Here is a 23,612-nt window from a genome sequence, read left to right on the forward strand (position 1 = left end):
GTTCTCCGTTCAGTCAACACTTGATACCTACATGCAGCGCGACGATGCCGCCCGTCATGTTGTGATAGTCCACATGGCCAAAGCCGGCTTGGTGCATCAAGGCCTTGAGCTCCTCCTGGCCCGGGTGCATGCGGATCGACTCGGCCAGATAGCGGTAACTTTCGGCGTCGCCCGCGATCAGGCGGCCGATCTGCGGCAGCACATTGAAGGAATACCAGTCGTAGGCCTTGGCCAGCGGCTTGGCGATCTTGGAAAATTCGAGCACCAGCAGCTTGCCGCCGGGCTTGAGCACACGGCACATCTCGGCCAGCGCTGCGTCCTTGTGCGTCATGTTGCGCAGGCCGAAAGCCACGCTGACCACGTCGAAGTGCGCGTCCGGGAAGGGCAGCTTCTCTGCGTCGCAGACCAGCGTCGGCAAGACCACACCGGCGTCGATGAGCCGGTCGCGGCCGGTGCGCAGCATGGCCTCGTTGATGTCGGTGTGCACCACGCGGCCGCTGCGCCCGACCTTCTTGGAAAACGCCAGCGACAGGTCGCCGGTGCCGCCCGCAATGTCGAGCACCTGGCTGCCTTCGCGCAGATTGGCGACCATCACGGTGTAGGCCTTCCAGGCGCGGTGCAGGCCACCCGACATGAGGTCGTTCATCACGTCGTATTTGGACGCCACGGAGTCAAACACGCCGCGCACGCGGCGTGCCTTGTCTTTTTCGTCTACCGACTCGAACCCGAAATGCGTGGTGCTCATGGGCGTGATGCTAGCGTGTGTGGTGACAACCCCGCAGTTCTGTGGGGTATCGCCGTGGAATTTTGATCCAATAGGGCTTCAGCGCTTATGGGCAAAGCGCCACCAGCTATGAATTCCGAAGCAGCAGATCCGGCCGCTGCGGCGCTCAATGGCTTGCGCACCCGTGGCCGCCGCCCTTGGCGGGCATCGGGGCGTCGCGGTCGACGCCCGCCGCGGCCAGGCGCTGCAGATAGTCGTTCCACCGCTCCTGCTGGCGCTGGCCAAGGTCGTACAGGTAGTCCCACGAAAAAATGCCGCTGTCATGGCCGTCCGAAAACTGCGGCTGGATGGCGTAATTGCCGATCGGCGCCAGCGCGGTGACCGTGACCTCGCGCTTGCCGGTCTGCAGCACCTCCTGCCCCGGGCCATGGCCCATGACTTCGGCCGAGGGCGAATACACGCGCATCAGCTCGAAGGGGATGCGGAACTGCGCACCATCGGAAAACACCACCTCGAGCACGCGCGATTTTTCATGCACCGTGATCGACTCGGGCGTGGGCGCGCCCGCTTTCAGACCTGCCATGGACGTACCTCGAAAACTGAAAAAGCAGCGGCCATTGTCCCACCCGCCGGCCGGGCCAGGCCGCTATAGCCGTGCCAACCCCAGGCCCATATGGGCCTCGGCGCGCGCGAGCTGGCTGCGCACCTGCTCTTCGCGCTCGGCAGCGCGCTCGCGCTGCGCCGCCGCCCACACCGGCGCGGGAAAGTGGCTGTCCCACCCAAAGCGTGCGATCACGTGCCAGTGCAGGTGCGGCACCATGTTGCCCAGAGCGGCCAGGTTGATCTTGGCCGGCTGCAGGTGCTCGCGCAGTGCCTGCTCGACCAGGGCCACCGCGTCCATGCAGTGCGCACGGTCGGTGGCGTTCAGGTCTGAAAACTCCGCCACATGGGCATGCCAGACGACGCGGTAGAAGGCCGGAAAGCCCGCCTCGTCGGCGCGGATGACGCGCAGTTTGGCGCCGCGCCAGACCAGCTGGCCGCCGTCCTGCGCGCACAGCGGGCAGGATGGCGCAGGCGCCACGGGCGTCGCAGCCGTCACACCAGCACCCGCTCGATGCCGCCGCTGTTGGCGCGCTGCACGAACTCGGGCAGCCAGTTCTCGCCCAGGATCTGGTTGGCCATCTCGATGACGATGTAGTCGGCTTCGAGCAGGCCGTTTTGCAGGTCGTCCTCGTAGCGCTTGAGGCCTTGCAGGCAGCTGGGGCAGCTGGTGAGGATCTTCACGTTGGCCTGCGCCGGCACAGTGCCGCTGGCGCGCAGCTGGGCTTCGCCCTTGCGGATCTCTTCCTCCTTGCGAAAGCGCACCTGGGTCGAGATGTCGGGGCGCGTGACGCCCAGCGTGCCCGACTCGCCGCAGCAGCGCTCGCTTTTGACCACGTTGTCGCCGACCAGCGCCTTGACGGTTTGCATCGCGTCGCCCTGCTTCATCGGGTTGTGGCAGGGCTCGTGATACAGGTAGCCGCCCTGCCCGCCCGGCAGCGTGATGCCCTTTTCGAGCAGGTACTCGTGGATGTCGATGATGCGGCTGCCCGGGAAGATCTTGCCGAATTCGTAGCCCTGCAACTGATCGTAGCAGGTGCCGCAGCTGACCACCACCGTCTTGATGTCCAGGTAGTTCAGCGTGGTGGCCACGCGGTGGAACAGCACCCGGTTGTCGGTGATCATCTTGTCGGCCTTGTCGAACTGGCCCGAGCCGCGCTGCGGATAGCCACAGCACAGGTAGCCCGGCGGCAGCACGGTCTGCACGCCCGCGTGCCAGAGCATGGCCTGCGTGGCCAGGCCCACCTGGCTGAACAGGCGCTCGGAGCCGCAGCCGGGGAAGTAGAACACCGCCTCGGTCTCGGCCGTCGTGGCCTGGGGGTTGCGGATGATCGGGACGTAGTCCTTGTCCTCGATGTCGAGCAGCGCGCGCGCCGTGCGCTTGGGCAGGCCGCCGGGCAGCTTCTTGTTGATGAAGTGGATCACCTGCTCTTTGACCGGCGCCGTGCCCACAGTGGCCGGCGGCTTGGCCGTCTGCCTGCGGCCCACCTTGCGCAGCACGTCCACCGCCATGCGCTGCGCCTTGAAGCCCACGCCGACCATGGCGCTGCGCAGCAGCTTAATGGTGTCGGGGTTGGTGGCGTTGAGCATGGCCATGGCCAGCGCGTTGCCGGGCCGGAAGCTCTTCTTGCCCATCTTGCGCAGCAAGTTGCGCATGTTCATGGTGACGTCGCCAAAGTCGATGTCGACCGGGCAGGGCTTCTCGCACTTGTGGCAGACGGTGCAGTGGTCGGCCACGTCTTCAAACTCCTGCCAGTGCCGGATCGACACGCCGCGGCGCGTCTGCTCTTCGTACAGGAAAGCCTCGACCAGCAGCGAGGTCGCCAGGATCTTGTTGCGCGGGCTGTAGAGCAGGTTGGCGCGCGGCACGTGCGTGGCACAGACGGGCTTGCACTTGCCGCAGCGCAGGCAGTCCTTGACCGAGTCGGCGATCGCGCCGATGTCGCTCTGCTGCATGATCAGCGACTCGTGCCCCATCAGGCCGAAGCTCGGCGTGTAGGCGTTGGTCAGGTCGGCGTACATCAGCGACTTTCGGGTCGAATCGCCCTCTGAAGCTTGCTGCACCTGCGCCAGCCGCTCTTCTTTTCGAAGCAGCTTGCCTTTGTTGAAGCGCCCTTCGGGGTCGATGCGCTGCTTGTATTCGGCAAACGGGCGCAGCTCTTCGTCGGTCAAAAATTCCAGCTTGGTGATGCCGATGCCGTGCTCGCCCGAGATCACGCCGCCCAGGCTGCGCGCCAGCACCATGATGCGCGCCACGGCCTCGTGCGCCGTCTGCAGCATTTCGTAGTCGTCGCTGTTGACCGGCAGGTTGGTGTGCACGTTGCCGTCGCCGGCGTGCATGTGCAGCGCGACCCAGACGCGGCCCTTGAGCACGCGCTGGTGGATGGCGGTGGCCTCGTCCAGGATGGGCGCAAACGCCGCGCCCGAGAAGATCGCCTGCAGCGGCGCGCGCAGCTGCGTCTTCCAGCTCGCGCGCAGCGTGTGGTTTTGCAGCTGCGCAAACAAGGTGTCCATGCCTTGCAACCAGCCCGACCAGAGCGCGCGCACCTCGGCCACCAGGTCGATGGCACGCGCCACGCGGTCGCCCAGCACCTCGGCCGAGGGGATGGGGTTGGCCGCGTCGCCCTGCTTGCCCAGTGGCAGGTTGCCGCGCGCAAAGAAGTCGCCCAGCTCGTCGCACAGGCGGATCTTGTTGCGCAGGCTCAGCTCGATGTTGATGCGCTCGATGCCGTCGGTGTACTCGGCCATGCGCGGCAGCGGAATGACCACGTCTTCGTTGATCTTGAAGGCGTTGGTGTGGCGGGAAATCGCCGCCGTGCGCTTGCGGTCGAGCCAGAACTTCTTGCGCGCCTCGGGGCTGATGGCGACAAAGCCCTCGCCGCTGCGCGAATTCGCCAGGCGCACGACCTCGCTGGTCACGCGCGCCACGGCGTCGGCGTCGTCGCCGGCGATGTCGCCAAACAGCACCATCTTGGGCAGCCCGCCGTGCTTCTTGCTCTTGGTGGCGTATCCCACGGCCTTGAGATACCGGTCGTCCAGATGCTCCAGCCCGGCCAGCAGCACGCCCGAGCGCTTTTGCTCGGCGAACATGAAGTCCTTGATGTCGACGATGCTGGGCACGGCGTCCTTGGCGTTGCCAAAGAACTCCAGGCACACGGTGCGCGTGTACTGCGGCATGCGGTGCACCACCCAGCGGCAGCTGGTGATCAGGCCGTCGCAGCCCTCTTTCTGGATGCCGGGCAGGCCCGAGAGGAACTTGTCGGTCACGTCCTTGCCCAGGCCCTCCTTGCGGAAGGTGTGGCCGGGGATGTCCAGGCGCTCGGTGCGCACCGGCGTCTTGCCGTCGGCCTCGAAGTACTGCAGCTCGAAGCTGGCGACCTCGGCGTCGTGGATCTTGCCCATGTTGTGGCCCACGCGCGTGACCTCGAGCCACTGCGCATCGGGCGTCACCATGCGCCAGCTCGCCAGGTTGTCGAGCGCCGTGCCCCACAGCACGGCCTTCTTGCCGCCCGCGTTCATGGCCACGTTGCCGCCGACGCACGAGGCCTCGGCGCTGGTCGGATCGACGGCAAACATATAGCCCGCGCGTTCGGCCGCATCGGCCACGCGCTGCGTGACCACGCCGGCTTCGGTCCAGACCGTGGCCACGTCGTGGTCCAGGCCCGGCAGGCGGCGCATCTCGACCTCGGTCATGGCTTCGAGCTTTTCGGTGTTGATGACCGCGCTCTTCCAGCTCAGCGGAATCGCGCCGCCGGTGTAGCCCGTGCCGCCGCCGCGCGGAATGATGGTCAGGCCCAGCTCGATGCAGCCCTTGACCAGGCCGGCCATCTCGGCCTCGGTGTCGGGCGTGAGCACGACAAACGGGTATTCGACGCGCCAGTCGGTGGCGTCGGTCACGTGGCTGACGCGCGAGAGCCCGTCGAACTTGATGTTGTCCTTGGCCGTCAGGCGCCCCAGGCGGCGCTGCACGCTGCGGCGCAGGGCCGTGGCCTCGACAAAGGTCGCGTCGAACTCGGCCACCGCGCGGTGCGCTGCCTGCACCAGCGCGCCCACCAGGCGGTCGCGCTCGGCGTCGACCTCGGGGGTGCGGCGCTTCTCGACCTCGGCCAGGCGGTGCACGAGCGCGTCCACCAGCTGCTTGCGCCGGCTGGGGTTGTCGAGCAGGTCGTCTTGCAGATAGGGGTTGCGCTGCACCACCCAGATGTCGCCGAGCACTTCGTAGAGCATGCGGGCGGAGCGCCCCGTGCGGCGCTCGCTGCGCAGGCGGTTCAGCACGTCCCAGGAGGGCATGCCGAGCAGCCTAATCACGATCTCCCGGTCAGAGAACGAGGTGTAGTTGTAGGGGATTTCGCGCAGTCGGGCGGGCTCGGCAGCCTGCGCCTGCAGGGCGGCCAACGCAATCGGAACATTCATGGGGATCAACCTGGGGTGGGCGCCGCGCGCCCAGGAGCCTCGGGGCAGCGATTTTATGACAGGGGGCGGCCCCGTGCCCGATCAGGGCCAGGGCACCGGGGGCGCCAGGCGGTTCAAGCACGGCGCAGCCTGGCGGGGCCTGCCGCGCGGCGGGTTCAGAACAGCACGCGGCTGCGGATGGTGCCCGGCACCCGGGCCAGCTTGTCCAGCGCCAGGTCGGACGAGGCAGCATCCAGGTCGATCACCACATAGCCGACCGCCTCATTGGTCTGCAGGTACTGGGCGGCAATGTTGATGTGGTTGTCCGACAGGATGCGGTTGATGTGCGACAGCACGCCGGGCACGTTGCGGTGGATGTGCAGCAGGCGGTGCTTGCCGGGGTGCGACGGCAGCGCCACTTCCGGGAAGTTGACCGACGAGGTCGAGGTGCCGTTGTCGCTGTACTTGACGAGCTTCTCGGCCACTTCCAGGCCGATATTGGCCTGCGCCTCCATGGTCGAGCCGCCGATGTGGGGCGTGAGGATGACGTTGTCGAGCCCGCGCAGCGGCGACACAAACTCGTCCTTGTTGCTGCGCGGCTCGACCGGGAACACGTCCACGGCCGCGCCCAGCAGCTTTTTCTGGCGCAGGGCCTCGGCCAGCGGCTCGATCTCGACCACCGTGCCGCGCGCGGCATTGATCAGGATGCCGCCCGGCTTCATGGCGGCGATCTCGGCGGCGCCGATCATCCACTGCGTGGACGGCAGCTCGGGCACATGCAGGCTGACGATGTCGCTCTGCCCCAGCAGCGCGTGCAGGCTGTTCACCTGGCGCGCGTTGCCCAGCGGCAGCTTGTTGACCACATCGTAGAAGGCCACGTGCATGCCCAGGGACTCCGCCAGCACCGAGAGTTGGGTGCCAATCGACCCATAGCCGACGATGCCCAGCGTCTTGCCGCGGATCTCGTAGGCGTTCTCGGCCGACTTCATCCAGCCGCCGCGGTGCGCTGCCGCGCTTTTCTCGGGGATGCCGCGCAACAGCAGGATGGCCTCGGCCAGCACCAGCTCGGCCACCGAGCGGGTGTTCGAATACGGCGCGTTGAACACGGCAATGCCGCGCTCGCGCGCGGCGTTCAGATCGACCTGGTTGGTGCCGATGCAAAAGCACCCCACGGCGACGAGCTTGTGCGCCTGCGCGAACACCTCGGCCGTCAGCTGGGTGCGCGACCGGATGCCGACGAAGTGCACGTCGGCAATCTTCTGCTTGAGCACCTCGTCGGGCAGCGCGCCCGCCAGGGATTCGATCTGCGTATAGCCCGCCGATCGCAACACATCGAGCGCGGAAGGATGGACCCCCTCCAGCAACAGAAATTTGATTTTGCTTTTGTCCAGCGACGTGTGGGGCATGGGGATATCCAGTGTCGAAAAGGTGGAAACAAGGTTCAGGCGCTGCTCCAGCGCCCCGCCAAGAGCATGCTGCAACGCACAAAACCTTGGGGCGCAAGGTGCAATACCCTGCGCGGAGTCCGCAAATCGTCACACAAATGTCACAAATTAGCGACAATCGCCGGTCAAGCAACCCAGCCGAAAGCGGGTTTCCCCTGTTGGGCAGGTTTTCAGGGTGTGCGACAACGACACACTTTTGACACATGGGCCGCCTAGCATGGCCCTTTCGTGCCTTTCGTCTTTCACCGAGGAGATTCCATGAAGTTCAAACACCTGACCCTGAGCGCGGCCATCGCCGTTGCGGTGTGCGCTCCGGCGCATGCGCAAACCGAAATACAGTGGTGGCATTCGATGACCGCCGTGAACAACGAGTGGGTGAACGACCTGGCCAAGCAGTTCAACGAAAGCCAGAAGGAATACAAGATCGTGCCGACCTACAAGGGTTCGTACGACGAAAACATGACGGCCGCGATCGCCGCGTTCCGCTCGGGCAACGCGCCGCACATTCTGCAGGTGTTCGAAGTGGGCACGGCCACCATGATGGCGAGCAAGGGCGCCACCGTGCCCGTGGGCAAGGTCATGACCGACGCCGGCCAGGCGTTCGACCCCAAGGGCTACATCCCTGCGGTGGCCGGTTACTACACGGCACCCAACGGCCAGATGCTGAGCTTTCCGTTCAACAGTTCGACCACGGTCTTCTACTACAACAAGGACGCCTTCAAGAAGGCCGGCCTGAACGCCGACAAAGCCCCTGCGACGTGGCCTGAAGTGTTCGAAGCGGCCAAGAAGCTCAAGGCCAGCGGCCACAGCTGCCCCATGACCCTGGCGTGGATGGGCTGGACCCAGCTCGAGAGCTTCTCGACCTGGCACAACGTCGAGTTCGCCACCCACCAGAACGGCTTGGGCAAGGACGGCATGGCCGCGCGCCTGAAGATCAACTCGCCACTGCACGTGCGCCATATCGACAACCTCGCCAAAGCCGCCGCCGCTGGCGAGTTCGTCTACAAGGGCCGCGGCTCCACCGCCCAGGCCTCGTTCACGGCCGGCGAGTGCGCCATGATCCAGACGTCTTCGGGCTTCTACGGCGATGTGGCCAAGAACGCGAAGTTCGCCTACGCCATCGCACCCCTGCCCTACTACCCAGACGTCAAGGGCGCGCCACAGAACACCGTGATCGGCGGCGCCAGCCTGTGGGTGATGGCCGGCAAGAAGGCCCCTGAGTACAAGGGCGTGGCCGAGTTCTTCACCTTCCTGTCGCAGACCAAGGTGCAGGCCGCCAGCCACCAGCGCACGGGCTACCTGCCGATCACCCTGGCCGCCTACGACCTGACCGAAAAGTCGGGCTTCTACCAGAAGAACCCCGGCACCGACGTGGCCGTGCAGCAGATGATCCGCAAGGTGACCGACAACTCGCGCGGTATCCGCCTGGGCAACTACGTGCAGATCCGCACCATCGAGGACGAAGAACTCGAGCAGGTGTGGTCGGGCAAGCAGACGGCCAAGGCCGCGCTGGACGCCATCGTCAAGCGTGGGGACGAGCTGCTGGTGCGCTTTGAGCGCGCCAACAAGGGCAAATAATCGGCGCATGAACCCTGCCCTGCCCGGTACGGGACAGGGCAGCAGCCTGGGGCCGCAAAACCCCAGGCTCTGCGCAAGGGCACAATAGCGCCACTTCGTATGGCACCGCGCCATTTTTCTTGCATCGGGGGCCGCGCTTGCGCGCCGGCCCAGCACCATCCGCCGCGACCCGCAAGGGGCTCGGCGGTTGTTTTATTGTGAATCTCCATGGAAAAACGCGTACTTTTCCGATCCCGGTGGCTCCCCTGGGCATTGATGTTGCCGCAGCTCGTCATCATCGGCGTCTTCTTCTTCTGGCCCGCCAGCCAGGCGCTCCTGCAGTCGATGCAGGTGCAGGACGCCTTTGGCCTGTCCACCGAATGGGTGGGCCTCGATAACTTCCGCCAGCTGTGGGACGATCCCAACTACCTGGAGTCCTTCCAGACCACCGCCTGGTTCTCGGTGCTGGTCGCCGCTTTGGGCATCGGCATCTCGCTGGTGCTGGCCATTTTTGCCGACCGCATCGTGCGCGGCGCCATGGTCTACAAGACCTTGCTGATCATGCCGTACGCCGTGGCGCCGGTCATCGCCGGGGTGCTGTGGGTGTTCATCTTTTCGCCCTCCATCGGGGTTGCGACCTTTGGCCTGCGCGCCATCGGCGTGGAGTGGAATTACCTGATGGACGAAAGCCAGGCCATGGCGCTGATCATCATCGCCTCGGTCTGGAAGCAGATCTCCTACAACTTCCTGTTCTTCCTGGCGGGTCTGCAGTCGATTCCCAAGTCGCTGATCGAGGCCGCCTCGATCGACGGTGCGGGCCCGTGGCGCCGGTTCTGGAACATCCAGCTGCCGCTGCTCTCGCCCACCACGTTCTTCCTGCTGGTGATCAACATCGTCTACGCGTTCTTCGACACCTTCGGCATCATCGACGCCACCACCAGCGGCGGCCCCGGCCAGTCGACCTCGATCCTGGTCTACAAGGTCTACCAAGACGGGTTCAAGGCGCTGGACCTGGGCGGCTCGGCGGCGCAGTCGGTGATCCTGATGGTCATCGTGGTGGCGCTCACCATCGTGCAATTCCGCTACGTCGAGAAAAAGGTGCAGTACTGATGTCTGTCTCTTTCATTGCACCCGTCTGTTCCGTGAATCTGGAGTCCGCACATGGTTGACCGCCGTCCCTGGCTCACCGTCCTTTCGCACGCCGTGATGCTCCTCGGCGTGCTGGTGGTGGCCTTCCCCCTGTACCTGGCTTTCATTGCCTCGACCCACACCGCCCAGGCCATCGTGCAGGCGCCCATGCCGCTGCTGCCCGGCGCCAACCTGTGGGCCAGCTACGAGGCCGCGCTGCTGGGCTCGGGCAAGCTCGGCTCCAACACCACGGTGGCGCACATGATGTGGGTCAGTTTCGTGACCGCCATGGTGATCACCGTGGGCAAGATCGCGATCTCGCTGTTGTCGGCGTTCGCCATCGTGTACTTCCGCTTTCCCTTCAAGATGTTCTGCTTCTGGGCCATTTTTCTGACCCTGATGCTGCCGGTGGAAGTGCGCATCCTGCCCACCTACAAGGTCGTGGCCGACCTCGGCATGCTCAACAGCTACGCGGGCCTGACGCTGCCCTTGATCGCCTCGGCCACCGCCACCTTCCTGTTCCGCCAGTTCTTCCTGACGGTGCCGGACGAGCTGGTGGAGGCCGCGCGCATGGACGGCGCGGGTCCGATGCGCTTCTTCAAGGACATTCTGGTGCCGCTGTCCAAGACCTCGATCGCGGCGCTGTTCGTGATCCAGTTCATCTACGGCTGGAACCAGTACCTGTGGCCGCTGCTCATGACGACCAGCGAAGACATGTACCCGGTGGTGATCGGCATCAAGCGCATGGTCGCCGGTGGCGGTGACGCCGCCATCGACTGGAACGTGGCCATGGCCACGGCCATCCTGGCCATGCTGCCCCCCACGGCAGTGGTGATCCTGATGCAGAAGTGGTTTGTCAAGGGCTTGGTCGATACCGAGAAATAAGCCGCAGCCACCCTCTTTTGACCTATTGAACGAATACTCCCATGGCTTCCATTTCCCTCAAAAACGTCGTCAAGCGCTACGGCAGCGGCAAGACCGCCGTGCCCGTGATCCACGGCGTCAATGCAGAAATCGCCGACCGCGAATTCATCGTCATCGTCGGCCCCTCGGGCTGCGGCAAATCCACCCTGCTGCGCATGATCGCCGGCCTCGAAGAAATCTCCGGCGGCGACATCTGCATCGGCGACCGCGTGGTGAACAACCTGGAACCGGCCGCGCGCGACATCGCCATGGTGTTCCAGAACTACGCGCTGTACCCGCACATGACGAACTTCGACAACATGGCCTATGGCCTGAAGATCGCCAAGGTGCCCAAGGACGAGATCAAGGCGCGCGTGGACAAGGCCGCCAAGATTCTGGAGCTGTCGCACCTGCTCGACCGCAAGCCGCGCCAGCTCTCGGGCGGCCAGCGCCAGCGCGTGGCCATGGGCCGCGCCATCGTGCGCCAGCCGCAGGTGTTTTTGTTCGACGAGCCGCTGTCGAACCTCGACGCCAAGCTGCGCGCGCAAACCCGCATCGAGATCCAGAAGCTGCACCTCGAACTCGGCATCACCAGCCTGTTCGTGACGCACGACCAGGTCGAGGCCATGACGCTGGCGCAGCGCATGATCGTCATGAATGCTGGCGTCGTGGAACAGTTCGGCACGCCCGAAGAGGTCTACCACACGCCGGCCACCACCTTTGTCGCCAGCTTCATCGGCTCGCCGCCCATGAACCTGCTGCAGCACGCGCCCGGCTGCCAGAAAGGGCGCATCGTGGGCATCCGCCCCGAGCACCTGGACATCGGCATCGGCGACACCGGCTGGCAGGCGCAGGTCGACGCCGTCGAGCTGCTGGGCGCCGAGCGCCTGGTGTACGCCAAGGTGGGCGATGAGGCCCTGATCGTGCGCATCGAAGAAGGCCAGCCCGCGCCACGCGTGGGCGAGAGCATCCACGTCAGCCCGCGCGAAGGCCGCCTGCACTGCTTCGACGCCGAGACCGGCAAGCGCATCTGACGGGCCGGGGGGAAAACTACCATGAAGATCACCGACGCATGGCCCTACCCGCGCTGGGTTGCGCACCGCGGCGCGGGCCGGCTCGCGCCCGAAAACACGCTGGCCGCGTTCCGCCTGGGCGCCGCCCACGGCTACCGCATGTTCGAGTGCGACGTCAAACTCAGCAGTGACGGCGTGCCCTTCCTGATGCACGATGCGGCGCTGCCCCGCACCACCAATGCCGCGGCGCACCTGCCGGCGGGCGCGAGCCTGGTCGGCGGCGAGCACCCCTGGGCGACGCTGGCGCAGCTCGACGCGGGCGGCTGGCACTCGCGCCAGTACGCGGGCGAGCCGCTGCCCACGCTCGACAACGTGGCCGCCTGGTGCCTGGCCAACGGCTACGGCCTGAACATCGAGATCAAGCCCACGCCCGGCACCGAGCGCGAGACCGGCGAGGTCGTGGCGCGCCGCGCCGCGCAGCTGTGGGCGGGGCAGACGGTACCGCCGCTGCTGACCTCATTCCAGGTCGAGGCGCTCGCGGGTGCGCGCACGGCCGCGCCGGCCCTGCCGCGTGGCCTGCTGCTCGACAAGCTGCCGGCCGACTGGCTGGACACGGCGCGCATGCTCGGCTGCGTGGCCGTGGTCTGCAACCACGCGCTGTGGGACGCCGCCACCGTGGCGCAGGCGAAAAGCGCCGGCCTGCGCTGCCTGAGCTACACCGTCAACGACGCATGGGCGGCCCAGCGCCTGTGGGACCTGGGCACGGACAGCATCATCACCGACCGGGTCGATCTGTTCAGCCCGTCGGCCTGAGCGAAAAGCTTGCGCTCACGAAAAGTGAGCTGCTTGCGCAGGTTTTGATTTGGTTTCAGATAGTTTTCGATCTGAAACCCTGCAAATACCAGCGCTGGCAGCTCACTTTTTTGATAGCCGCGCGGGGCACGCGCCCTGCGCGTCGTCAGGCCGGCTGCGCCAGCGCCGCGCGCACATGGGCCGCCACCACACCCATCAACGCGTCCAGATGCGCGCGCAAGGGCGCAAAACCGGCGTTGGGCTCGCGCGTGGCCTCGTCCATGTAAACCGGGCGGCGGATCTCGATCTGCAGGCTGTGGCGGTTGAGCTGCGGCTGGCCGATGCGGCCGATCAGCTCGACGCCCTTGTACGGGTCGTTCACCGCCACGCTGTAGCCGAAGCCGCGCAGCGTGTCGGCCACCAGCTGCACGAACTCGGGCGCGCAGGTCGTGCCGTCGCGGTCGCCGAGCACGAAGTCGGCCAGGGGCCGCTCGCTCGCGATGCCCAGGCGCTGGTACGCGTCCTGCGGCATCGAGTGCAGGTTCAGGTGCCAGACGGCGCCAAAGTCGCGCACGCTCGCGTCGATCGCCTGCTGCAGGGCCGCGTGGTAGGGGCGCCAGCAGTTCGCGATGCGCCCCTGCACCTCGGCCACGCTGAGCGCGCGCTGGTACATCGGCGTGGCCGCGTTCAGGCGGCTCCAGACCAGGCCAAAGCCCAGCCGGGTCTTGGGACCCGGCTGCAAAGGCTGCGGCCACGGCCCGTCGAGCAGGCCCGCGTCGAGGTCGGTCTCGGCGCGGTTGGGGTCGATGTAGGTGCGCGGAAAGTTCGCCGCGATCAAGGTCGCGCCGTGCGCCGGCGCACCGCCCCAGAGCGTGTGGATGTGCGTGTCCTCGCCGCGGCGCAGCAGCGCCAAGGGTACGGCGTGGCCAAAGTCGGCCGGGTAGGCCGTGCCGCTGTGCGGCGAATCGCACACCAGCGGCAGGGCCGCCGCGGTGGGCAAGCGCACCTCGACCGGGGTGTCCGGCCGGGGCTGCAGGAAGTCGGGCAAGGCCATCAATCGAGCCGGATGTTGGCCTTCTTGGCCACGCCCTGGTAGCGCGCAATCGCGGTATCGATCTGCTTGGCGAACTGCGCCGGCGTGTTGGCCATGGACTCGCCCGAGATCGCGTTCATGCGCTCGATGTAGTCGGCGCTGGCCATGACCTTGTGCGCCGTGTCGTTGAGCTTCTGGATGATGGCCTTGGGCGTGCCCGCGGGCGCCACCAGGCCGAACCAGCCGCCGTCGCCCATGCCAGGGTAGCCCAGCTCGGCGTAGGTCGGCACGTCGGGCAGCACCGGGCTGCGCTTCAAGGCCAGCACGGCCAGCGGGCGCAGTTTGCCGGCCTTGATGTGCGGCAGCGTCGAGGGCAGGTTGTCGGTCATGGCGTTGACCTGGCCGGCCAGCGCGTCGTTGATGGCCTGGCCCGCGCCCTTGTAGGGGATGTGCAGCAGGTCGATGCCTGCCAGGTCCATGAAATTCTCGATGTTGGCATGGCCCAGCGAGCCGGTGCCCGGCGAGGCAAAGGTGTACTTGCCGGGGTGGGCCTTGGCCAGCGCGATGAATTCCTTCATGGTCTTGGCGGGCACGCTGGTGTGCACGACGAACACGCTGGGCACGGCCATCACGTTGGTGATCGGGGCGAAGTCCTTCACGGCGTCGTAGGGCAGCTTGGCGTAGATGGCCGGGTTGGCGCCGTGCGTGCTCACCGTGGCCATGCCGATGGTGTAACCGTCGGGCGCAGACTTGGCGATCGCGTCGGCGCCCAGCGAGCCGCCGGCGCCGCCCTTGTTGTCCACCACCACGGCCTTGCCGAGCAAGGCGCCCATCTTGTCGGCCAGCATGCGCGCGACCATGTCGGTGGAGCCGCCTGCGGCAAACGGCACGATCAGCTTGATCGGGCGGCTCGGGTAGTCGCTGGCCTGGGCCAGCGCGGCAGGGGCCGACAGCGCGGCAACGGTGCTGGCGGCCAGGGCGACCAGGCTACGGCGAGACATCATGGCTTTCTCCTTTGTAATGGTTCGAGCGGCCATTCTGGTCAATCGCGCCAGAGAGGAAAAGCGACAATGTGGCACCAACCCATTACCAACGCTCACCATTCATCTGCCATGCGCATCCGCTCCCCTTCGCTGTCCGAACTGCACGCCTTTGCCACGGCCGCGCGGCTGGGCAGCTTCTCGCAGGCGGCCGACGAACTGCATGTCACGCAGGGCGCCATCAGCCGCTCCATCGCGCGCCTCGAAGAACACCTGGCGCTGGCGCTGTTCGTGCGCGAGGGCCGGCGCAGCGTGCTCACGGCCACCGGCCAGTCCTACCTTGACGCCATTGCCCCGGCGATCGCCAGCATCGAGGCGGCCACCGTGGCCCTGCAGACGCGGCGCACGGCGCGCGCGCTGCGCCTGTCGGTCGCGCCGACGCTGTTCAGCCACTGGCTGATTCCGCGCCTGCCCGATTTCCACGCGCGCCACCCCGACACCACGCTGTCGTTCGCCCCCTACCGGCGCGACGACCCGCTGCAGGCGCCCGAGATCGACGCCTGGCTGCGCGTGGGCGCGCGCGAGTGGCCGCGCCACATCCAGGCCGAATACGTGGTCGGGCGCGAATTGGTGCCCATCTGCCGGCCCGCCGACCTGCACGGCCCCCACGCCATCCGCACGGCGCACGACCTGATAGCGCGCCCGCTCCTGTTCCACACCAACTACCCGGACAACTGGGCCCGCTGGTTCGCCGGCGTGGGCTGCGCGCACGCGCCGCTGGCGCCGGCGGCCGACTTCGAACTGGTCGGCCTGCTGGTGCAGGCGGTGATCGCCGGACTGGGCGTGGCCGTGGTGCAGCGCTGCCTGGTCGAGCCCGACCTGGCCGCCGGCCGCATCGCCATCGCCGTGCCGCAGGCGGTGGAGATCGACCGCGGCTACTACCTGTGCCAGCCGCCCGGCCGCGTGGCGCCGGCGGCGCTGCACGATTTCAGGCAGTGGCTGCTGTCCCAGCCGCAGCACGCAACGCCGTGACCGGGGCAAAGGCCCCCGCCGCCCGGCGATCCGGCCGCCGCTCAGTGCCGCCACGCGCGCAAGAAACACCACTGGCAGCTGGCGCACACCAGCACCAGCGCGGCATAGGTCAGCATCTTGCCGTCGCGCCCGAACGCCCACAGTCCGGCCAGCAGCACGCCGCTGCCCAAGATGAAATTGATAGCTATCTGCGCCCACCAGGCCTGCGTTACAGGCATTTTTCGCCAAAAAACCCGGCTGCCCAACCAGAGCAGCACGGACAGCGCCGCCGCCGGAGCAAGGAAGTTGAGCAGGTGGTTGAGAGCGTCCAGCGGACCCATGGAAATGACCCAGATCAAGGTTTGAAGGGCAAAGGCTGCCCTGCTTGCCCAACAATTTTATAATCGCGCACTATGGCAGTCTGGGCCCTCGGCATCAACCACACCACCGCGCCGCTCGATCTGCGTGGCCGCTTTGCGTTCGCGCTCGACCAGATCGCGCCGACGCTGCACGGCCTGCGCCAGGCGCTGGGGCAGAGCGATGCGCACCGCGGCATCGAGTCGGCCATCATCTCCACCTGCAACCGCACCGAAATCTACTGCGCCGGCGACCATGCGGCGCTGGACCACACGCTGGGCTGGCTCGCGCACAGCGGCGGCGTCAGCACCGATGTGCTGCGCTCGCACTCCTACACGCTGCAAAACGGCCCGGCCGCGCGCCACGCCTTCCGCGTCGCCAGCGGGCTCGATTCGATGGTGCTGGGCGAGCCGCAGATCCTCGGCCAGATGAAGGACGCCGTGCGCGCCGCCGAGACCGCCGGCGCCCTGGGCTCCACGCTCAACCAGCTGTTCCAGCGCAGCTTTGCCGTCGCCAAGGAGGTGCGCACCGCCACCGAGATCGGCGCGCACAGCATCAGCATGGCGGCCGCTGCCGTGCGCCTGGCGGGCCAGCTGTTCGAAGACCTGGGCAAGACGCGCGTGCTGTTCATCGGCGCGGGCGAGATGGTCGAGCTCACCGCCACGCACTTTGCCGCACGCAACCCGCAGTCGATCGCCATCGCCAACCGCACGCTCGAGCGCGGCGAAAAGCTCGCCACGCGCTTTGGCGGCGAGGTGCTGCGCCTGGCCGACCTGCCCGAGCGCCTGCACGAATTCGACATCGTCGTCAGCTGCACCGCCAGCACGCTGCCCATCGTCGGCCTCGGCGCGGTCGAGCGGGCCCTGAAAAAACGCCGCCACCGCCCCATGTTCATGGTCGACCTGGCCGTGCCGCGCGACATCGAGCCCGAGGTCAAGCAGCTCCAGGACGTCTACCTCTACACCGTCGACGACCTCGCCAGCGTGGTGCAGACCGCGCAGGCCAGCCGCCAGGCCGCCGTCGCGCAGGCCGAGGCCATCATCGATGCCGGCGTGCAAAGCTTCATGCACTGGATGGACCAGCGCGACCCGCAGCACGGTGTGGTGCCGCTGATCCGCCAGATCCAGGGCCAAGCCGACACCTGGCGCGCCATCGAGATTGCGCGCGCGCGCCGGCGCCTGGCGCGCGGCGACGACGTCGAGGCGGTGCTCGACGCCCTTGCGCGCGGCGTCGCCAAGAAGATGCTGCACGGCACTATGGCCGAGCTGCGCAACGCCGACACGGCAGCGCGCGAGCAAACGGCGCGCACGGCGTCGCGCCTGTTCCTGCGCTCCCAGAGCAAAAAACCCCTCTAGCGCTGACCCCATCAGCGTCACTAGCTACGTTTTTGGTAGCTAAAACCCTTATTCCTGCATGCAACCCTTTCTCCAGACCCAGTTGGAGCGCTATGCCCGGCGCCTGGACGAGCTCGACTTCCTGCTCTCGCGCGAGGACATCATGGGCGATATGGCGCAGTACCGCCTGCTCTCGCGCGAGCATGCCGAGGTCACGCAGGTCGCGGGGCGCTATGCGCGCTGGCGCCTTTGCGCAGCCGATCTGCAGGGCGCGCGCGAGTTGCTCGAAGACCCCGACATGGCCGAGATGGCGCAGGAGGAGATGGCCAGTGCCGCAGCCGAGCTGCTGCAGCTCGAAGATGAGCTGCAGCGCCTGCTGCTGCCCAAGGACCCCGACGATGCGCGCAACGCCTTCCTCGAAATCCGCGCCGGCACTGGCGGCGACGAGTCGGCACTGTTTGCCGGCGACCTGGCGCGCATGTACATGCGCTATGCCGACCGCGTGGGCTGGAAGGTCGAAGTGGTGAGCGAAAGCGCCGCCGAGCTCGGCGGCTACAAGGAAATCGTGCTGCGCATCGCGGGCCCGGCCGACAGCGGCCCCTCCGGTAGCGGCGTCTATGGCGCGCTGCGCTTCGAGTCGGGCGGCCACCGCGTGCAGCGTGTGCCCGCGACCGAAACGCAGGGACGCATCCACACCAGCGCCTGCACCGTGGCGGTGATGCCCGAGCCCGACGAGCATGAAGCCATCAAGCTCAACCCGGCCGACCTGCGCATCGACACGTTTCGTGCCAGCGGCGCCGGCGGCCAGCACATCAACAAGACCGACTCGGCCGTGCGCGTGGTGCACCTGCCCACCGGCATCGTCGCCGAGTGCCAGGACGGCCGCAGCCAGCACGCCAACAAGGCCAAGGCGCTGCAGGTGCTGCAGGCGCGCATCCAGGAGAAGGAGCGCAGCGAGCGCGCCTCGAAGGAAGCGGCCGAGCGCAAGGGCCTGATCGGCAGCGGCGACCGCAGCGACCGCATCCGCACCTACAACTTCCCGCAGGGGCGCCTGACCGACCACCGCATCAACCTCACGCTCTACAAGCTCCTGTACGTGATGGAAGGCGACCTGGACGAGGTGCTGCAGGCACTGGCGCACGCGCGCGAGGCCGAGCAGCTGGCCGAACTCGAAGCGCAGACGGCCTGAGGCCGGCTGTCGCCGTTAGAAATTCGATCAAAACACCTTCCAGCGCTTACCCTGCAAGCGCCGGAAGCTATTAAAACCATAGTGACAACCGACCTCCCCCCGACCACGCTGGCCCAGGCCCTGGCCGCCGCCCAAGCCCAGGGGCTGGCGCGCATCGACGCCCAGCTGCTGCTGCTTCACGCGCTCGGGCACGCAGGCGCGGGGCGCGCCTGGCTGCTGGCGCATGACAACGATGCACTCGGCGCCGAGGCGCAGGCCCGCTTTGCCGCGCTGTGCCAGCGCCGTGCCGCGGGCGAGCCCGTGGCCTACCTGACGGGCGTCAAGGAGTTCTACGGCCTGGCGCTACAGATCGACGCGCGCGTGCTCGACCCGCGTCCCGACACCGAAACGCTCGTCGACTGGGCGCTCGCAGCCATCGCGCCGCTGCCGGTGCCGCGCGTGCTCGACCTGGGCACGGGCAGCGGCGCCATCGCGCTGGCCGTGCAGCACCAGCGGCCGCAGGCACAGGTCAGCGCGGTCGATGCCAGCCCCGATGCCCTGGCCGTCGCGCAGGCCAACGCCGCGCGGCTGCAGCTGCCGGTGCAGTTCCACCGGGGCCACTGGCTGCAGGGCGTGGGCGGGCGCTTCGACGCCATCGTCTCCAACCCGCCCTACATCGCCGCAGCCGACCCGCACCTGGCCGCCCTGGTGCACGAGCCGCGGCAGGCGCTGGCCAGCGGCGCCGACGGGCTCGACGACCTCCGCGCCATCGTCGCGCAGGCGCCGGCGCACCTGGAACCGGGCGGCTGGCTGCTGCTCGAACACGGCTGGGACCAGGCGGGCGCCGTGCGCGCGCTGCTGCAGGCCGCCGGCTTCGCCCAGGTGCAAAGCCGCAAAGACCTCGCCGGCATAGAGCGTTGCTCGGGCGGCCAGTGGCCGACAGTGAAATAATCCCTTTGTACCCACCGGGGCCCCTGGCCCCTCTTTTACGGAGCCCCCATGAGCGATACCCAGAAACGCATCGACGACCTCGTCAAATCCAGCGACGTGCTGCTGTTCATGAAAGGCACGGCGAGCTTTCCGATGTGCGGCTTTTCCGGCCGCGCCATCCAGATCCTCAAGGCCTGCGGCGTCGACCCCAAGGCCATCACCACCGTGAACGTGCTCGAAGACGACGAAATCCGCCAGGGCATCAAGGAATACAGCCACTGGCCGACGATTCCGCAGCTCTACGTCAAGGGCGAATTCATCGGCGGCTCGGACATCATGATGGAGATGTACGAGTCGGGCGAACTCAAGCAGGCGCTCGGCGCCGCCTGAGCGGCCCGCTGCTGCGCACGAAGCCGCCCGCCGGGCGGCTTTTTTGTGCCCGCCCGGCGGTGAAGGGGCCGCTACACTGGCGGCGGCACAGGGCCGCGAGGGGCGGCCGGTGCGCCACGCTCCCCCGGACCATGCTAGAAAACACCTTCACCATCGTCGCCCTGATTGCCGCCAGCGCCTTCTTCTCGATTGCCGAGATTTCCCTGGCCGCCTCGCGCCGGCTGCGCCTGCGCCAGCTGGCCGACGAGGGCGATGCGCGCGCCGACCGCGTGCTGCGCGTGCAGGAGCAGCCGGGCGACTACTTCACCGTGGTGCAGGTGGGGCTGAACGCCGTGGCCATCCTCGGCGGCATCATCGGCGAGAGCGCGCTGAGCCCGCACTTTGCGGCGCTGTTCGGCCTGTGGATGTCGGCAGAACAGGCGCAAACGGCCGGCTTCGTGGCCTCTTTCTTCGTCATCACCTCGCTGTTCATCCTGTTTGCCGACCTGTTCCCCAAGCGCCTGGCCATGACCGATCCCGAGCGCCTGGCGCTGCGCGTGGCCACGCCGATGGGCTGGTGCATCACGGCGCTGCAGCCGCTGGTGTGGCTGTACAGCCGCACGGCCGACGCCCTGTTCCACCTGCTGGGCCTGCCGACGCGGCGCGACGACCGCGTCACCTCCGACGATGTGCTGGCCATGATGGAGGCCGGTGCGCGCGCGGGCGTGCTGCCCGAGCGCGAGCAGCAGGTGATCACCAACGTCTTCGAGCTCGACACCCGCATGGTGGGCAGCGCCATGTCGCAGCGCGAGCGCATCGCGTTCTTCCTGCGCGACGATCCGGACGACATGATCCGCGTGCGCATCGCGGCCGAGCCCTTTTCGACCTACCCCGTGTGCGAGGGCGACATCGACCATGTGGTCGGCTACGTGGACGCCAAGGACCTGTTCCAGCGCATCCTGAACAACCAGCCGATTTCGCTGCAGGACGACAGCCTGGTGCGCAAGGTGCTGATCGTGCCCGACCGGCTGACGCTGTCCGAAGTGCTCGAGCAGTTCCGCCAGGTGCACGAGGACTTTGCCGTCATCGTCAACGAGTACAGCCGCGTGGTCGGCGTGGTCACGCTCAACGATGTGATGAGCACTGTGATGGGCGACCTGGTGGGACCGGACGACGAGGAGCAGATCGTGCGCCGCGACGAGGATTCCTGGCTGATCGATGGCATGACGCCGATCAGCGACGTGCTGCATGCCCTGGCGCTCGATGCGCTGCCGCACGAGGCGGAGTACGAGACGCTGGCGGGCTTCTTGATGGTGATGCTGCGCCGCGTGCCGCGGCGCACCGACAGCGTGGTCTGGGGCGGCTACAAGTTCGAAGTGCTCGACGTGGACCGCTACCGCATCGACCAGGTGATGGTGTCGCGCCTGCCCGAGGGCGCGGGCACCGGCGCCGTGCCCCCGGTGGCCTGAATCCGGCGGTCAGCCCGCCAGGCGGCCGTCGAACAGCCAGCTGCGCTGCGCCGTGAACACCGCATTTGGGTACGGGGCACGGCCTCGGCTGCCGTTGTAGCGGCCCAGCGTCATGAACAGATCCCCGCGCTCGCGGTCCAGATAATGGCGCAGGATCACGCAGCCAAAGCGCAGGTTGGTCTGCATGTGGAACAGCTTGCCCGGGTCGCCGTCGCCGATGACGCGGGTCCAGAACGGCATGACCTGCATGTAGCCGCGCGCCCCGACGCTCGAGACGGCGAACTTGCGGAACGCGCTCTCGACCTGGATCAGGCCGAGCACCAGCGACACGTCGAGCCCGGCGCGCCGGCTTTCGTACCACACGGTCTGCAGGAAATCGCGGCGCACCTCCCATTCGGGCTTGCGCCGGCGCAGCCGATCGCTCATGGTGGCCAGCCAGCGCAGGTACAGCAGGCGCGCCTCGGTGCTCGCGAATTCGGGCTCGGGCGGTGCCTGGTTGGCGATGGCGGAACTCAGCGCGGTGCGCACCGAGTCCATCAAGGGCTCTTCGAGCTGGCTGCCCGCATGGGCCTGCGCGGGCAGGCCCAGCCAAGCCGCGGGCCCCAGGGCCAGCGGTGCCAGGCAGGCGCGCCGCGAAAGCCCCCCCAGGCTCATGCGGCCAGCCGGCCCTGGAGATGGGCCAGGATGTCGGCGGTGGCGACCTTGGTGGCTGCGCTGTCGCGGCGGTGCTGGTATTCGACCTGGCCTTCCTTGAGGCCACGGTCGCCAATGGTCACGCGGTGCGGCACGCCGATCAGCTCCCAGTCGGCGAACATGGCGCCGGGCCGCTCGCCGCGGTCGTCGAGGATCACGTCCACGCCCGCGGCCAGCAGGTCGGCGTAGAGCCGGTCGGCCGCGGCCTTGACGTCGGGGAAGCGGTCCGGCGTGATCGGGCACAGCACGACGGTGAACGGCGCAATCGCGTCGGGCCAGATGATGCCGCGCTCGTCGTGGTTTTGCTCGATGGCGGCGGCCGGCAGGCGCGTGATCCCGATGCCGTAGCACCCCATTTCAAAGAAGGCCGGCTTGCCGTCTTCGCCGAGGAAGCTGGCGTTCATGGCTTGGCTGTATTTGGTGCCGAGGTAGAACACATGGCCGACCTCAATGCCGCGCTCGATGGCCAGCACGCCCTTGCCGTCGGGCGAGGCGTCGCCGGCCACCACGTTGCGGATGTCGGCCACCAGGTGGGGCTCGGGCAGGTCGCGGCCCCAGTTCACGCCGGTCATGTGGAAATCGGCTTCGTTGGCGCCGCAGATCCAGTCGGCCATCAGCGCCACTTCGCGGTCCACCACGATGTGGACCGGCTTCTTCAGGCCCATCGGGCCCAGATAACCGGGCTTGCAGCCAAAGTGCTCCTCGATCTCGCCCTGGGTGGCAAAGCGCGAACCGCCGCCCAGGCCCGGCACCTTGCCGACCTTGATCTCGTTCATGTCGTGGTCGCCGCGCAGCAGCAGCAGCCAGACCTGGCTTTTCACGATTTCGCCGGTGTCATTGGTTTCGTCGGTGGCGAGCACCAGCGATTTCACCGTGGTTTGCAGCGGCACGCCCAGCAGGTCGGCCACGTCGGCGCAGGTGCTCTTGCCGGGGGTCGGCGTCTTGGCCAGGGCCTGTGCGGGAGCAGCGCGCGGACCAGCGGGCGCCAGCGCCTCGGCCTTTTCCAGGTTGGCGGCGTAGTCGCTGCCCGGGCAGTAGACGATGGCGTCCTCGCCCGTGGCGGCGATCACCTGGAATTCTTCGCTCAAATCGCCGCCAATGGCGCCGCTGTCGGCGGCCACGGCGCGGTAGGTCAGGCCAAAGCGGTCGAAGATGCGGCGGTAGGCCTGCGCCATGACCTGGTAGCTGGCCTTGGCCGCGGCCGGGTCGCGGTCGAAGCTGTAGGCGTCTTTCATGGTGAATTCGCGCCCGCGCATCAGGCCAAATCGCGGCCGGCGCTCGTCGCGGAACTTGGTCTGGATCTGGTAGAAATTCTTGGGCAGCTGCTTGTAGCTGCGCAGTTCCTGGCGCGCGATGTCGGTCACCACTTCTTCGCTGGTGGGCTGGACCACGTAGTCGCGCCCGTGGCGGTCGTGGATGCGCAGCAGCTCAGGCCCCATTTTCTCGAAGCGGCCCGTCTCCTGCCACAGTTCAGCGGGCTGCACCACCGGCATGGCCAGCTCGACGGCACCTGCGCGGTTCATTTCCTCGCGCACGATGGCTTCGACCTTGCGCACCACCCGCAAACCCATCGGCATGTAGTTGTAAATGCCCGCACCCAGTTTTTTGATGAGACCGGCCCGTGTCATGAGCTGGTGGCTGACCACTTCGGCGTCGGCCGGAGCTTCTTTGAGGGTGGAAATAAAGAACTGGGAAGCTTTCATCGGTGCAATAT

At 67.3% G+C, this 23,612-nt stretch carries 21 protein-coding genes; 11 read left to right on the plus strand and 10 right to left on the minus strand.

The genetic code is table 11. From position 1 onward, the window contains the following. Window positions 1–13: 13 nt before the first annotated feature. From ubiE to serA, 5 genes are all read right to left on the minus strand, one after another. Complete coding sequence (ubiE, locus tag B2J89_RS02745; RefSeq protein ID WP_169167703.1) at window positions 14–745, minus strand: bifunctional demethylmenaquinone methyltransferase/2-methoxy-6-polyprenyl-1,4-benzoquinol methylase UbiE; 732 nt, start codon at window positions 743–745, stop codon at window positions 14–16. A 145-nt stretch (window positions 746–890) separates the two neighbouring features. Beyond that, a complete protein-coding gene (locus B2J89_RS02750; protein ID WP_169167704.1) occupies window positions 891–1,307 on the minus strand; it encodes a gamma-butyrobetaine hydroxylase-like domain-containing protein in 417 nt (138 codons plus the stop codon). 63 nt (window positions 1,308–1,370) lie between these two features. Next, complete coding sequence (locus tag B2J89_RS02755; protein ID WP_169167705.1) at window positions 1,371–1,805, minus strand: HIT family protein; 435 nt, start codon at window positions 1,803–1,805, stop codon at window positions 1,371–1,373. 14 nt (window positions 1,806–1,819) lie between these two features. Then, complete coding sequence (locus B2J89_RS02760) at window positions 1,820–5,737, minus strand: FAD/FMN-binding oxidoreductase (RefSeq protein ID WP_169167706.1); 3,918 nt, start codon at window positions 5,735–5,737, stop codon at window positions 1,820–1,822. 155 nt (window positions 5,738–5,892) lie between these two features. Then, window positions 5,893–7,122 (minus strand): phosphoglycerate dehydrogenase, encoded by a 1,230-nt coding sequence (serA, locus tag B2J89_RS02765; protein ID WP_169167707.1) that lies wholly within the window; start codon window positions 7,120–7,122, stop codon window positions 5,893–5,895. Between the two features lie 297 nt (window positions 7,123–7,419). Here serA and ugpB point away from each other — a divergent pair, with 297 nt between their 5' ends. The 5 genes from ugpB to ugpQ all read left to right on the plus strand — a co-directional run bounded on the left by ugpB (window position 7,420) and on the right by ugpQ (window position 12,575). After that, complete coding sequence (gene ugpB / locus B2J89_RS02770) at window positions 7,420–8,739, plus strand: sn-glycerol-3-phosphate ABC transporter substrate-binding protein UgpB (protein WP_169167708.1); 1,320 nt, start codon at window positions 7,420–7,422, stop codon at window positions 8,737–8,739. A 207-nt stretch (window positions 8,740–8,946) separates the two neighbouring features. Further along, on the plus strand, window positions 8,947–9,828 hold the full coding sequence (gene ugpA / locus B2J89_RS02775; RefSeq protein ID WP_169167709.1) for a sn-glycerol-3-phosphate ABC transporter permease UgpA: 882 nt from the start codon (window positions 8,947–8,949) through the stop codon (window positions 9,826–9,828). Window positions 9,829–9,879: 51 nt separating this feature from the next. Further along, complete coding sequence (gene ugpE, locus B2J89_RS02780) at window positions 9,880–10,731, plus strand: sn-glycerol-3-phosphate ABC transporter permease UgpE (RefSeq protein ID WP_169167710.1); 852 nt, start codon at window positions 9,880–9,882, stop codon at window positions 10,729–10,731. A gap of 41 nt (window positions 10,732–10,772) precedes the next feature. Beyond that, window positions 10,773–11,783, plus strand: a complete 1,011-nt coding sequence (locus tag B2J89_RS02785) for a sn-glycerol-3-phosphate import ATP-binding protein UgpC (RefSeq protein ID WP_169167711.1) — start codon at window positions 10,773–10,775, stop codon at window positions 11,781–11,783. 21 nt (window positions 11,784–11,804) lie between these two features. After that, window positions 11,805–12,575: a glycerophosphodiester phosphodiesterase gene (gene ugpQ / locus B2J89_RS02790; RefSeq protein ID WP_169167712.1), complete on the plus strand. Its 771-nt coding sequence runs from the start codon at window positions 11,805–11,807 to the stop codon at window positions 12,573–12,575. 145 nt (window positions 12,576–12,720) lie between these two features. On the opposite strand, the gene B2J89_RS02795 is transcribed toward ugpQ, so the two are convergent. Together B2J89_RS02795 and B2J89_RS02800 are read right to left on the minus strand one after the other, a co-directional pair. Then, entirely contained in the window at window positions 12,721–13,608 is an 888-nt protein-coding gene (locus B2J89_RS02795) for an N-formylglutamate amidohydrolase (protein WP_205763675.1), read from the minus strand. Further along, window positions 13,608–14,591, minus strand: coding sequence for a tripartite tricarboxylate transporter substrate binding protein BugE (locus B2J89_RS02800; protein ID WP_169167713.1), 984 nt, complete (start codon window positions 14,589–14,591; stop codon window positions 13,608–13,610). Before B2J89_RS02800 ends, B2J89_RS02795 begins: the two co-directional genes overlap by 1 nt. Window positions 14,592–14,699: 108 nt before the next feature. On the opposite strand from B2J89_RS02800, the gene B2J89_RS02805 reads away from it, so the two are divergent. Further along, window positions 14,700–15,599 (plus strand): LysR substrate-binding domain-containing protein, encoded by a 900-nt coding sequence (locus B2J89_RS02805; protein ID WP_169167714.1) that lies wholly within the window; start codon window positions 14,700–14,702, stop codon window positions 15,597–15,599. A 41-nt stretch (window positions 15,600–15,640) separates the two neighbouring features. On the opposite strand, the gene B2J89_RS02810 is transcribed toward B2J89_RS02805, so the two are convergent. Beyond that, window positions 15,641–15,919: a hypothetical protein gene (locus tag B2J89_RS02810; protein ID WP_169167715.1), complete on the minus strand. Its 279-nt coding sequence runs from the start codon at window positions 15,917–15,919 to the stop codon at window positions 15,641–15,643. Window positions 15,920–15,991: 72 nt separating this feature from the next. Here B2J89_RS02810 and hemA point away from each other — a divergent pair, with 72 nt between their 5' ends. The 5 genes from hemA (at window position 15,992) to B2J89_RS02835 (ending at window position 21,205) form a co-directional block, all read left to right on the plus strand. After that, window positions 15,992–17,290, plus strand: a complete 1,299-nt coding sequence (gene hemA / locus B2J89_RS02815; protein WP_169167716.1) for a glutamyl-tRNA reductase — start codon at window positions 15,992–15,994, stop codon at window positions 17,288–17,290. A 58-nt stretch (window positions 17,291–17,348) separates the two neighbouring features. Beyond that, entirely contained in the window at window positions 17,349–18,458 is a 1,110-nt protein-coding gene (gene prfA, locus B2J89_RS02820; RefSeq protein ID WP_169167717.1) for a peptide chain release factor 1, read from the plus strand. 81 nt (window positions 18,459–18,539) lie between these two features. Continuing rightward, window positions 18,540–19,388 carry a peptide chain release factor N(5)-glutamine methyltransferase gene (prmC, locus tag B2J89_RS02825; protein ID WP_206041640.1) on the plus strand — a complete coding sequence of 283 codons (849 nt, stop codon included), beginning with the start codon at window positions 18,540–18,542 and terminating at the stop codon, window positions 19,386–19,388. 48 nt (window positions 19,389–19,436) lie between these two features. Then, complete coding sequence (gene grxD / locus B2J89_RS02830) at window positions 19,437–19,757, plus strand: Grx4 family monothiol glutaredoxin (protein WP_169167718.1); 321 nt, start codon at window positions 19,437–19,439, stop codon at window positions 19,755–19,757. Window positions 19,758–19,888: 131 nt separating this feature from the next. Further along, window positions 19,889–21,205 carry a hemolysin family protein gene (locus B2J89_RS02835; RefSeq protein ID WP_169167719.1) on the plus strand — a complete coding sequence of 439 codons (1,317 nt, stop codon included), beginning with the start codon at window positions 19,889–19,891 and terminating at the stop codon, window positions 21,203–21,205. Window positions 21,206–21,214: 9 nt separating this feature from the next. Here B2J89_RS02835 and B2J89_RS02840 read toward each other — a convergent pair whose 3' ends face one another. Then, window positions 21,215–21,859, minus strand: coding sequence for a lytic transglycosylase domain-containing protein (locus B2J89_RS02840; RefSeq protein WP_169167720.1), 645 nt, complete (start codon window positions 21,857–21,859; stop codon window positions 21,215–21,217). Next, window positions 21,856–23,601, minus strand: a complete 1,746-nt coding sequence (locus B2J89_RS02845; protein WP_169167721.1) for a proline--tRNA ligase — start codon at window positions 23,599–23,601, stop codon at window positions 21,856–21,858. Before B2J89_RS02845 ends, B2J89_RS02840 begins: the two co-directional genes overlap by 4 nt. Window positions 23,602–23,612 lie beyond the last annotated feature (11 nt).

The organism is Acidovorax sp. SRB_24 (assembly GCF_012931925.1).

What these genes read in the sequence shown, in the direction of transcription:
- grxD (WP_169167718.1), top strand. Translation starts at nt 19,437, where the DNA reads ATGAGCGATACCCAGAAACGCATCGACGACCTCGTCAAATCCAGCGAC.
- B2J89_RS02805 (WP_169167714.1), top strand. Translation starts at nt 14,700, where the DNA reads ATGCGCATCCGCTCCCCTTCGCTGTCCGAACTGCACGCCTTTGCCACG.
- ugpQ (WP_169167712.1), top strand. Translation starts at nt 11,805, where the DNA reads ATGAAGATCACCGACGCATGGCCCTACCCGCGCTGGGTTGCGCACCGC.
- ugpE (WP_169167710.1), top strand. Translation starts at nt 9,880, where the DNA reads ATGGTTGACCGCCGTCCCTGGCTCACCGTCCTTTCGCACGCCGTGATG.
- B2J89_RS02800 (WP_169167713.1), bottom strand. Translation starts at nt 14,591, where the DNA reads ATGATGTCTCGCCGTAGCCTGGTCGCCCTGGCCGCCAGCACCGTTGCC.
- serA (WP_169167707.1), bottom strand. Translation starts at nt 7,122, where the DNA reads ATGCCCCACACGTCGCTGGACAAAAGCAAAATCAAATTTCTGTTGCTG.
- B2J89_RS02835 (WP_169167719.1), top strand. Translation starts at nt 19,889, where the DNA reads ATGCTAGAAAACACCTTCACCATCGTCGCCCTGATTGCCGCCAGCGCC.
- B2J89_RS02750 (WP_169167704.1), bottom strand. Translation starts at nt 1,307, where the DNA reads ATGGCAGGTCTGAAAGCGGGCGCGCCCACGCCCGAGTCGATCACGGTG.
- ubiE (WP_169167703.1), bottom strand. Translation starts at nt 745, where the DNA reads ATGAGCACCACGCATTTCGGGTTCGAGTCGGTAGACGAAAAAGACAAG.
- ugpA (WP_169167709.1), top strand. Translation starts at nt 8,947, where the DNA reads ATGGAAAAACGCGTACTTTTCCGATCCCGGTGGCTCCCCTGGGCATTG.
- B2J89_RS02840 (WP_169167720.1), bottom strand. Translation starts at nt 21,859, where the DNA reads ATGAGCCTGGGGGGGCTTTCGCGGCGCGCCTGCCTGGCACCGCTGGCC.
- B2J89_RS02845 (WP_169167721.1), bottom strand. Translation starts at nt 23,601, where the DNA reads ATGAAAGCTTCCCAGTTCTTTATTTCCACCCTCAAAGAAGCTCCGGCC.
- B2J89_RS02795 (WP_205763675.1), bottom strand. Translation starts at nt 13,608, where the DNA reads ATGGCCTTGCCCGACTTCCTGCAGCCCCGGCCGGACACCCCGGTCGAG.
- B2J89_RS02810 (WP_169167715.1), bottom strand. Translation starts at nt 15,919, where the DNA reads ATGGGTCCGCTGGACGCTCTCAACCACCTGCTCAACTTCCTTGCTCCG.
- prfA (WP_169167717.1), top strand. Translation starts at nt 17,349, where the DNA reads ATGCAACCCTTTCTCCAGACCCAGTTGGAGCGCTATGCCCGGCGCCTG.
- hemA (WP_169167716.1), top strand. Translation starts at nt 15,992, where the DNA reads ATGGCAGTCTGGGCCCTCGGCATCAACCACACCACCGCGCCGCTCGAT.
- B2J89_RS02785 (WP_169167711.1), top strand. Translation starts at nt 10,773, where the DNA reads ATGGCTTCCATTTCCCTCAAAAACGTCGTCAAGCGCTACGGCAGCGGC.
- ugpB (WP_169167708.1), top strand. Translation starts at nt 7,420, where the DNA reads ATGAAGTTCAAACACCTGACCCTGAGCGCGGCCATCGCCGTTGCGGTG.
- B2J89_RS02760 (WP_169167706.1), bottom strand. Translation starts at nt 5,737, where the DNA reads ATGAATGTTCCGATTGCGTTGGCCGCCCTGCAGGCGCAGGCTGCCGAG.